This window comes from Chitinophaga sp. (assembly GCF_036569185.1).
GTDB lineage: Bacteria > Bacteroidota > Bacteroidia > Chitinophagales > Chitinophagaceae > Chitinophaga.
In genome coordinates, this window is record NZ_DATCRD010000091.1 from 1 (window position 1) to 10,479 (window position 10,479).

The 10,479-nt window shown below is 46.0% G+C and carries 10 protein-coding genes; 3 read left to right on the forward strand and 7 right to left on the reverse strand.

The window, feature by feature from the left end; all coding sequences use genetic code 11:
- From VIM72_RS06855 to paaA, 3 genes are all read right to left on the reverse strand, one after another.
- A partial coding sequence (locus VIM72_RS06855; protein WP_332002119.1) for a 1,2-phenylacetyl-CoA epoxidase subunit PaaC occupies positions 1-317 on the reverse strand: 317 nt, incomplete at its 3' end.
- Complete coding sequence (locus VIM72_RS06860) at positions 314-682, reverse strand: 1,2-phenylacetyl-CoA epoxidase subunit B (RefSeq protein ID WP_142684564.1); 369 nt, start codon at positions 680-682, stop codon at positions 314-316. The genes VIM72_RS06855 and VIM72_RS06860, both read right to left, overlap by 4 nt.
- Before the next feature lie 46 nt (positions 683-728).
- Positions 729-1,727 carry a 1,2-phenylacetyl-CoA epoxidase subunit PaaA gene (gene paaA, locus VIM72_RS06865; RefSeq protein ID WP_332002120.1) on the reverse strand — a complete coding sequence of 333 codons (999 nt, stop codon included), beginning with the start codon at positions 1,725-1,727 and terminating at the stop codon, positions 729-731.
- A gap of 111 nt (positions 1,728-1,838) precedes the next feature.
- On the opposite strand from paaA, the gene VIM72_RS06870 reads away from it, so the two are divergent.
- Positions 1,839-2,543, forward strand: coding sequence for a hypothetical protein (locus tag VIM72_RS06870; protein ID WP_332002121.1), 705 nt, complete (start codon positions 1,839-1,841; stop codon positions 2,541-2,543).
- A gap of 52 nt (positions 2,544-2,595) precedes the next feature.
- Positions 2,596-4,041 carry a S41 family peptidase gene (locus tag VIM72_RS06875; protein WP_332002122.1) on the forward strand — a complete coding sequence of 482 codons (1,446 nt, stop codon included), beginning with the start codon at positions 2,596-2,598 and terminating at the stop codon, positions 4,039-4,041.
- Positions 4,042-4,087: 46 nt separating this feature from the next.
- Here VIM72_RS06875 and VIM72_RS06880 read toward each other — a convergent pair whose 3' ends face one another.
- From VIM72_RS06880 to VIM72_RS06895, 4 genes are all read right to left on the reverse strand, one after another.
- The gene (locus VIM72_RS06880) at positions 4,088-5,017 is read right to left on the reverse strand and encodes a M28 family peptidase (protein ID WP_332002123.1); all 930 of its coding nucleotides are present in this window, start codon (positions 5,015-5,017) and stop codon (positions 4,088-4,090) included.
- A 44-nt stretch (positions 5,018-5,061) separates the two neighbouring features.
- The gene (gene feoB / locus VIM72_RS06885; protein ID WP_332002124.1) at positions 5,062-7,194 is read right to left on the reverse strand and encodes a ferrous iron transport protein B; all 2,133 of its coding nucleotides are present in this window, start codon (positions 7,192-7,194) and stop codon (positions 5,062-5,064) included.
- Between the two features lie 179 nt (positions 7,195-7,373).
- Positions 7,374-9,125 (reverse strand): PspC domain-containing protein, encoded by a 1,752-nt coding sequence (locus tag VIM72_RS06890; RefSeq protein WP_332002125.1) that lies wholly within the window; start codon positions 9,123-9,125, stop codon positions 7,374-7,376.
- Between the two features lie 34 nt (positions 9,126-9,159).
- On the reverse strand, positions 9,160-9,498 hold the full coding sequence (locus VIM72_RS06895) for a PadR family transcriptional regulator (RefSeq protein WP_089890425.1): 339 nt from the start codon (positions 9,496-9,498) through the stop codon (positions 9,160-9,162).
- A gap of 377 nt (positions 9,499-9,875) precedes the next feature.
- On the opposite strand from VIM72_RS06895, the gene VIM72_RS06900 reads away from it, so the two are divergent.
- Positions 9,876-10,169: a hypothetical protein gene (locus VIM72_RS06900; RefSeq protein WP_142684557.1), complete on the forward strand. Its 294-nt coding sequence runs from the start codon at positions 9,876-9,878 to the stop codon at positions 10,167-10,169.
- The last annotated feature ends 310 nt before the right edge of the window (positions 10,170-10,479 follow it).

The window sequence follows — 10,479 nt, forward strand, 5'->3', positions numbered from 1 at the left end:
GCCTGGTCAAATAAAAAGTGCCGCATCAGGCTGAAATCATATTCACCATTGGGCATCTCCACCAGGTGCGATGATTTAAACTCCTTCTCCGGCCGCAGAAAAGCAAATGCATCCGGGTGCTGGCCACCGAGATCCTCGTGAAGGTTACGATACAGCGCCCAGGCATGCCCGATTTTGTCCTGCGCCATAGAAGAAAAAGCAATGTCCTCTTCCATCACAGGCCCCAGTCCTGTCCACTCGGAATTACGATGCCCCTGGATCAGTTCATCGTCTGCCATCTTTATAATCAGATCTGTTAGTGCTGCGCTGTTTATCATTTGGATTGTTTGAATTTGTTGATCTTTTCCATCACCTTAAAGCCGCTGGCATCACGATAGGTTTTCTCCATATTGTTGGCAAACATATCTTCATCTTCCACATCAAAAGCCAGGATATCCGCGCTTTTCACCACCCAGAGATTCACACATTTCTTACGCCGGGCAAATTGCTCTTTTGCAAACACCAGCGCCAACTGCGGGTCCGGGGCATGTACACAACCTACATGCTCGTGATGGGCGCCTCTTTTTTCCTGGTGAAACACTTCATATATATTCCAGTTTTCCCCTTCCTCTACTTTCACTACTTCCCCGGCTTCGCCCAGTTTCAGCCGGTTCACCCGGGGATCTAAAGAATCGTTAGACATGAAATTCAAATGATTTTAATAGATGGTTAAAACAAAAAAGATCTTCCTACGCAACCGGTAAAGCACGTTTTTCAGTTGGCTTCATAAGTGCTTTACGCACCCAGCGGCCCCGCTCTTCCGCCCATTTGCGTACCTGCAACCGTTCCATATTACACGGGCCGCCACCGTTGATCACCCTGAAAAATTCATCCCAGTCGGGGTCCGAATATTCCCATCTGCCGGTTGCTTCATTTTTACGCAAAGCCGGATCCGGCAGGGTAAGCCCCAACTCCCAGATTTTAGGCACATAAGATTCAAGGAATTGATTCCTCATATCATCGTTGCTGGCCATTTTCACTTTCCATTGCATTAATTTTTCACTGTGACTGGAACTTTTATCAGGAGGGCCAAAGAAATGCATAATCGGCTGCCACCAACGGTTAAGGGCATCCTGCAGCATTTGTTGCTGCGCCGGTGTGCCTGTTGCCAGTTCAATAAAAGCATCATGCCCTTGCTTGAGGTGGAAACTTTCTTCATAACAAATACGCTCCAGCGCCCTGCAATACGGCCCATAAGAACCTTTGGCATTGGCCACCTGGTTTACAATGGCTGCTGCATCAATCAGGAAGCCGATAACGGCCACATCGGCCCAGGTTTCAGCCGGGTAATTAAATACATTGGAATACTTGGATTTCCCGCTGAGCAGGTCGTTGATCATGGCTTCCCTTGATTTCCCCAGTGTTTCAGCTGCATTGTAAAGCAACTGCCCGTGACCTATCTCATCCTGCACCTTGGCAATCAGCGCCAGTTTACGCTTAAAGCCCGGCGCCCTGGTGATCCAGGTGCCTTCCGGCAAGGCCCCTATAATTTCGGAATGAGCATGTTGTTCTATAAGGCGTATCAGCTGCCTGCGATATTCTGCCGGCATCCAGTCGCCGGGTTCTATCTTTTCTCCATTGGCAATACGTGCCTCAAATGCAGCAAGCTTTTCAGGTTCATCATGCTGTTGTTCTTCCCTTAACTGATTCCTGTTGGGTTCATCAAAAATATATCCACCGCCGTACATAATGCGATTGTTTTGGTTGGTAGTAAATTACGGAAAAAAGACCGTTTCAGCAGGAATAGATTGTTAAAACACCGGAAACCAAATGTTATAGAATCGCCAAATTTTACCGGCATGAAACAGATAGCCGGCCATTCCCTTAATTTTATTGACTGCAATCTGATAATGCTGTCGGCTGTTACCATACTGAGCTTTCTGTTACTGCCACCCGGGGATAAAAAGCCATGCCCGGAAAATAATCGCTTTACCGTTATTCAGCTGAACTTCGAAGAAAAACAATCACCGGCTCCTCCCGGCTCTGATACTATTTACTATGATTTTGAAAGAAAACTGCAATGGGACGATTTTCAGGCTAAACCATCGCCCAGCGGGCCCAGTGCGGCAGTATCCTACACCAGCTTCGCCTATGAAGGCAACAGCAACCTGGTAAACGATACCCTCCGGATCACGTTAAGGTTACAGGTGTTTTTTATAAAAAGCGCCTCCTGGGTTCGGCCGGAAGCCCGGAACAGCTATGCCCTGGCGCATGAACAGCTCCATTTCGATATTACCCGCCTGGTAGTGGAACGGTTTAAACAAAAGCTCCGGCAAACAGCGTTAAACCGCGACGACTACGATAGTATCATACAATATCAGTACCTTCAGTCTTTCCGGGAAATGAACCGCCTCCAGTACCGGTTCGACCAGGAAACCCACCACGGACTAAATGTTGCAGAACAGATCCGTTGGCGGGATAAAGTAAATGTGGGCCTTAAAAATAATGGCGTACTTCCGGAAGAACTCGGCATTGAAGGCATTAACTTTACACCCATACAATAACAACCCTTTTTAACGTTTATTCTCAGCGGTTATGCAGCATAAAAAAGGAACTATGCAACCAAACAACTTTTACCATTCAATACTCACCGGCCTGGCGCTCATTTTCTTGATGTCGGCCTGTAATAAAAAAGACAGCAGCGCTCCACGGAACCGGGGAGATAACAGTCCTACCGGCTCCATTAACGACAGCATCTTTTTTATAGCAAAAGATATTTACCTCTGGAACGACGTATTGCCCGATTCTGCCACCTTTAAGCCCAATCAATATCCGAATCCAATACAAATGTTCGATGCGCTGACCACTTATAAAAAAGATGCCTCCGGCAATAACCTGGACAGGTATAGCTTTATAGACAATGGCGGTACCTCCAGGGCCTTACAGCAGGGCATTGCCGGCGATATGGGCTTCGAAGTGGGCTACCAGACAGATACCACCCTGTTTGTGGTATACGTATACCCGGGCTCACCGGCAGATAAGGCTGGCATAAAAAGAGGATGGCAACTGATCAATGTAAACGGGGTTACCCGGTTTCGTGTAAACGACGGTACTACCGACAACATGCTGAATAATGCCTTTGGCAGTGAAAGCGCCACCTGGGGCTTCCGTAGGCCGGATAACAGCACCCAGCAGAATACTTTAGCCCGTACAGACTATAAACTGAATCCTATTCTTTACTCCCACTTATATGATTTCAGCGGCAATAAAATCGGCTACTTTGTATTCAATAACTTTGTGGCGTTAACTGATGTGAAAGCACAGATAGATTCGATTTTTGACGCCTATACCAAAGCCGGCGTAAAACAGGTGATCATCGATCTGCGATATAATGGCGGCGGGCTTATTGAAACGGCAGAATATCTTGCCAACATACTGGTGCCTGCGGCGAAAACCAATACCACTATGTATTCCCAGTTTTTTAACAACAACGTAACTACCAATAATTTCGGGCCTTACTTTAAATACATGAAGGCCGTGCCTTATTATCCCAGTGTAAACTGGTCGGAAATCTTTTACAGTGAAGCCACTACCTATAAAACAGCCAGGTTCCAGAAAAGCGGCGCCCTGGCCCTGAACAAGGTCACTTTCCTGGGAACACGCAATACGGTATCTGCAAGCGAACTGCTGTATAACGTACTGAAACCGGTAATGACTACTAAACTTGTTGGAAGCAATACCTATGGCAAACCGGTTGGATTTATCAATATTTCCTTTGGCAAATACGATATGTATGCCGTGAACTTCCAGACAAAAAATGCAGCTAATGAAGGCGATTATTTCAGCGGCCTTCCGGCCGATATAAGAGCAGATGATGATTTCTCCCTCGATTGGGGCTCCCTGAGCGACCCCATGCTACGCGCTGCGCTCACCGATATGGGCGTTGCTGCAGGCTCGTTAGGCCGCATGGCCAGATTAAACGGGAACAGGATCGCAATAACTCCTGCCAACAGGCTGGAATCCACTAAGTTTAAAGGAATGATCCAAACTATCAGGAAATAATATTACCGGCCGGCAGTTCTCTTCATCAGGAATTACCGGCCTTTTTTTACATCGTTCTGGCCCCGCTGTATTTATTCTCCGGCATATCACTGTCCAGCTTCTTCACAACCTCCAGCACAGCCTGTACCGCCCTGTAATAAAAAGAATGGTTAATACGGGAGTATTCATCAGTAACGCGGTGATAATCCGGGTGGTCTTCCACGCCAAAATACAGGAAAGGGATCTTCTGTTTAAAGAATTCATACTGATCGCTCTGCTTTGTCCAGTCGTCTGTTCCGCTTTCCGGCTTGTCGTGCCCCGCTATCAGCTTCACACTGCTGCGGGAGGCTACCTCATCAGTGTACTTTTTCAGGTCCGGAAACTGCTGTGTGCCGCATACATACAGCTCATTTTTATCGTTGTGGGCAATCATGTCCATGTTAATATTCTGGCGTATCTGTGTGAGCGGCACCGGAGGCTGTGCTACAAACGCTTTGGCCCCCTGCAGCCCTTCTTCTTCCCCGTCAAATGCAGCAAAAATGAGGGTATAGCGGGGAGGGTGTTTTTTAAAGTAGGATGCTATTGCCAGTAACCCGCCAATACCGGAAGCATTATCATCTGCACCGTTGAATATAGTGTCTGCACCACTTGTTTTGGAATTACCAAGATGATCATAGTGTGCAGAGATAACCATCACCGTGCTCAGCTTCCCCGGAATATAGCCGTACAGGTTAGTGCCCATTATTTTCTTATCCCCTTCCTGGAAATAAAAAGGATATTCGTAGGTATTGTGATACGCGGATATACCGATTTTTTTGAAGCGGTCCAGGATATAGAATTGCGCCATACGGCTGCCCCGGGTGCCGGTTTTCCGGCCCTCCATCTTATCGGCCGACAGGGTGCGCACATCCTTCATCAGTTGTGCAGAATCAATAAATGTTTGCGCAGGCGCAGGAAGCGCAAAGAGCAGGAAAACGCTGTAACAAAGCCATTTCATAAACATTGCATTTATGGTTAACTATACCTGCAATGTACAAGATATTATTTGAAGATATTAAAGATGATCAAACTGCACACATAGGCCAGTGCAGTCATATAAACAAGCTGAATCACCGGGTATTTCCATGATTTTGTTTCACGTTTTACAATCGCCATCGTGCTCATACACTGCATAGCGAATGCATAGAAAATCATTAAGGATAACCCCGAAGCCAGTGTGTAAACCGGCGCCCCATCAGGCCAGGTAGCCGACGATAATTTCTCCCGGAGCGTGGCGTTATTGTTATCCGGATCCTCTCCCACACTGTAAAGCGTAGCCATGGTACCTACAAATACTTCGCGGGCAGCAAAAGAAGTGATCAGTGCAATGCCGATTTTCCAGTCAAAACCCAACGGACGGATCACCGGCTCAATGGTATGACCAAGCATCCCTGCATAGGAATTGGATAATTTGGCAGATTGGAATTCTTTATTAAGCACGGCTGCTTCCGGGGAATCTTCCGGCACTTTAGACAGCAGCTGCTCGTATTTGGCATGTACGGGCTGCATCCTGGCTGACGGGCCGTAAGAGGCCAGGAACCAAAGGATCACAGATATTACCACAATCACTTTACCGGCGTCTTTCACAAATATTTTTGCTTTCTCCACCATGGTTGTTCCCACATTGGCCCAACGCGGCGAACGATAAACCGGCAACTCCATGATGAAGTAACTTTTTTCCTTGATCCGCACAAACAGCTTCATGATGGCTGCGATAAAGATCGCCATGAAAAACCCCAGCAGGTAAAGTCCCATCATAACAAGCCCCTGCAAACCCAGTATACCGAAAATCCGTTTATCAGGGATGATCAGTGCGATCATCATGGTATAAATAGGCAATCTTGCAGAACAGCTCATTAAGGGTGTTACCATGATAGTGATCAGCCGCTCTTTTTTATTTTCAATGGTACGGGTAGCCATGATGGCAGGTACGGCACAGGCTACCCCACTGATCAGCGGCATCACGGATTTTCCGTTTAACCCCACCTGCCGCATAAGACGATCCGTCAGAAAGCTGATACGGGCCATATAGCCGGTGTCTTCCAGTATCGTGATCAAACCAAACAGGATCATGATCTGCGGAATGAACACCGCAAAACCACTGATACCGGCCAGTATTCCGTTTATGAAGAAGTCGGTGATTTTATTATCGGGCAGGGCACTGCTCAGCCATCCGCTCAACGCGCCAAAGCCGCCCTCGATCCAGTCCATCGGGTAGGATGCCAGCCAGAAAATACTTTGAAACAACAGGAACATCACCACCAGTAGTATTACATATCCCCAGAACCGGTGCAACAGCAGGTCGTCTATTTTTTCAGAACGCAGTTGTTTCTGCAATGGATCTGTTTCCACTACCGTTGCTTTCATGATATGCTTGATCCGGCTATATCGCTGCATGATCTCCTCTGCCTGGATCTTTGTTTTATTAAACAGGTGTTTTTCCAGCGACTGATGGATCGTCTGTTTACCTGCCTTGTCTACGAAAGACAGGTCGTCTACGTTAACGGCTATATGTAAAGCGCCATAGTCGCTTTTTACGGGTACTGTTTTCCGTACCTCTTCAATCACCTCTTTCGCCAGTGCATTATTATTGATAAAATCCCTGGGAGGCGTACTGTAGTGCGACCTCATAGCCAGGTCTATTACTTTCTTTATCTCCGTAACGCCTTTGTTTTTCCGGGGATTGACAGATACCACGGGTACACCCAGTTCCCTTTCCAATCCGTCCAGGTCGATCTCTACTCCCTTCTTGCGTGCAATGTCCATCATGGTAAGGGCAATGATCACAGGTATTTTGAGATCAATGATCTGGGAACAGAACAGCAGGTTGCGTTTCAGGTTGGAGGCATCTGCCACTATGATTACGAGGCGGGGAGTATCTTCATTCTGCTGGTTGATCAGCACATCGTAGGTAACATACTCATCTGCGCTTTTAGGATACAGGCTGTAGGTTCCCGGCAGGTCAATAATATTGGCTGTTACGCCGGATGCAATCTGGGCAGTCCCGGTCTTTTTGTCGACCGTTACACCCGGAAAATTACCCACCTTCTGGTTTAAACCGGTGAGCGCATTAAAAAGGGAACTTTTACCACTATTCGGATTACCTACCAGCGCGATGTTTATGGGAGCCTGCATTCCTTATCTTATCCTATTTATTAATATTAATTGCTGAATGTGCAAAGTTAAACATTAATCAGCCGGTGGAATGATCCGATCGGGAAAATCTCAGAAAGGTAATCCCCTGGAAAAGATAAAGCGAAAACAAAGACTTGTTTTCGCTTTATCTCTTTAAAAAATAAGTGTTTATATATAGATCAACTGTGGAACATATTGATCAGGGAATATGCCAGGAAAGAAACATCCCCTTCAATTGGCTGACTTTTTTTAACCGCCTTAACAGCGTTTTCAGCAGCTGGCCCTTTATAGCGGTAACCTTCGGTAGAAGAATCGGTAGCCGGTTTCTCAGGCGCCGGTTTCTTTTCATTTACATCGTTGGTACCTTCTGGTGTCATTTTCAGGTTCAGCGGTCCGGGCTGGTCGTTATACCAGTTATCCCAATCATCCTCGTCGCGGCCATACCAGCTGAAATCATAATTACGGCGTACTTCATGGTCTATCTCAATATTCTTCCCTACCGGTACCTTGATGGTTACTGTAACCCGCTGGCCACGGTATTTTGAGTGCGGAGGCAGGGAAAATCCTTCCGGCAGGTACAATATGGAATCCTCCTGGTTCAATTGAAAAGCGATATCATGCGCCAGCATCTTGGCCTGTTGTACGGTGCGGCCCCTGGAGAAGCGGGATACGTCCACGGAAAAGCTGTCGGTTGTACTTTTTTCTATCCTTATCCGGATATAGTTAATCAGTACGGTATCGTCTGCGATCAGCAGGTGATCATCAAAAAAGCTGATATCATCTCCATTGATCTCCGAAAGGATGCCAGGCGTTCTTTTCAGGATCAGCTTACCTTTCGATGGCTGTTGAATAGCTACCGCTTCAGTTTCTGTAGATGGCCTTCTGAAGTCTTTTACAAAAGAAGTGGCAATGATAGCGGCAAAGGCCAGTCCGACTAACCACAGGAAAGTTAAAGTATAACCCGCATAGCGGTTAGTTTCCTTTACACCAGTGAGCTTACGGATAATGAATATCACCAGCGCAACGATGGGGATACCTATCAGTAATCCAACTGCCGGCCATAGCAGCATACTTTGCACCGGGGCGCCGAGTAACAGATCCTTAATGGGGAACAGGGCCGCGGAAGTGGCTGCAATGGCTATTCCTGCCACGATCAGGCAGATCAGCATCACTACAGCAAAGAAATAAAAGAACCCCTTGGTAACGGCTACCAACACTTTTCCCAATCCACTGGCCAGGTTCACAAAAAAGCGTTCAATGTCATTACCTACCTGCTTGCCGCGGCCCTGAGAAAAATTTCGGATATCATCTCCTACATTTTTCATCTGGCCTTTCATATGATTCAACTCATCCTGGATGGTAGATTTTATGGTGTTAAGATCCACCTTCTCTCCCCTCATTTCCAGCTTTTCTGCTGCGGTATCAGCTGATGGCGTAGCTATCCACAGGATGAAGTATACCAGGATACCGGTACCAAAACCGCCGATTGCCAGGAGGGCAAATATGATACGGAAAATCACGGGATCAATATTAAAATAGGCGCCTAAACCACTACATACGCCGCTTAATACCTTATTGTCCGGATCGCGGTACAGGCGTTTACGGGGACGGGGAATATATCCGGCATACGGATCATCCTCTTTCTGCTGCTGACTGTTCTCCCCTGCAGCGTCGTCGAACTGTTCGGGCGTACCCATGGAGGTTTTCACCGCAATCACATCTTCATCTGTAATACAATGAGCCCCTTTCTTCAGTTTATCCTGGAATACTTCAGCAATGCGGCTTTCAATATCAGACACGATTTCATCCCCACCCTCCTCTTTCGAGAAATATTTCTTCAGGCTGCCGAGATACTGGTTCAGTATCTCATACGCGCTATCCTCAATGGGGATAAGGCGGCCCGAAAGGTTTATGTTGATTATCTTTTTCATTACCAGTTGATTTTAGGTTTTAGGTAGTCTTCCTTTACAGGGGTGTACTATTTTGTGTTAATTGATGTACGGCATTAGCCAGTTCGTTCCAGGTGCTTTCCAGTTCCTTATAAAAGGTTTCCCCTTTTTCTGTCATGGAAAAATATTTCCGCGGGGGTCCGGAACTGCTTTCCACCCAACGGTAAGTGAGCAATTCTGCATTTTTCAATCTTGTTAATAAAGGATAAAGTGTGCCCTCCAGGATATCCAGCTTTGCTTCCTTCATCTTTTCGATGATATCTGAAGGGTAAGCTTCTCCTTGCTTAATGACGGACAAAATGCAAAACTCCAGCACTCCCTTCCTCATCTGCGATTGTGTGTTATCAATATTCATGGCAAGTGAGCTTTAATTTTTTTCTAATGGTAGTTTCTGATGTTATAAAGGTATTTGATAGCTATTCTTTCAACTTTACGATACAAAAATAGGAAACTTTTACTACTATGCAATACACAATACCATAGAAAGCAAAATAACTTGTTTTAAACGTTACCCGGTTAAGCCGGCAAAATCCGGTATGAGTCTGCCTTTCATGTCAAAAAAGGGTTATAATATGCTTTTACGAATAATGATGACCGGTTTATAGTAAGGATGAATGGAAAACATCGGCTGATACTGCTTTTTTATGTTAAAGTCCTTTAACATTTTTTTAATTGGGTATTTCACTATATTATGGTTATCCTCTATTACATTTGCATCAGGCGTATTTACACATGAAGAAATTAATCGGCATATTCCTCCTGACACTGATGGTGTCTCAACTGCTTCCGATCAAGGAAGTAGGGAAGCTGCTGTTTAATAACCAGATTGTGGAAGAGCACCCGGTTGATTGCGGTGGCGATCATATAAAGATTGCGAAGGAACTGAAGTTCTGTAAACAGTTTGATGAAATCCAGTTTAATCCGCTGCTCATTCTTGGTATTTTACAATATCATTTAATGGAAGATATTCCTAGCAACCCTGCCCAGGAAATCCATGCCCCCCCTCCCAATATGCACCTTGCATAATTTCGTTCAGCCGTTGTAGTTACAGCAGCTGTTTTCTCTATTCATTTATTACTTTATTTCAAACACTACCCGGGCTACGTGTATCCATAGGCGATACCTGTATTATAGCCTTTAACGGTAGTACTATTCTATCATTGTAGCTTCCACGGTTGCGGCATTTTGCTGCTATCCGGAACTGCGATCCCTCAACGGAAAAGCATATTTTATGAACAAGCAAACATCATTATTCTCTAATATAAAAGGCGATTTTTCAGCCGGCCTTGTTGTTTTCCTCATTGCGGTGCCATTGTGCCTGGGTATAGCCCTGGCC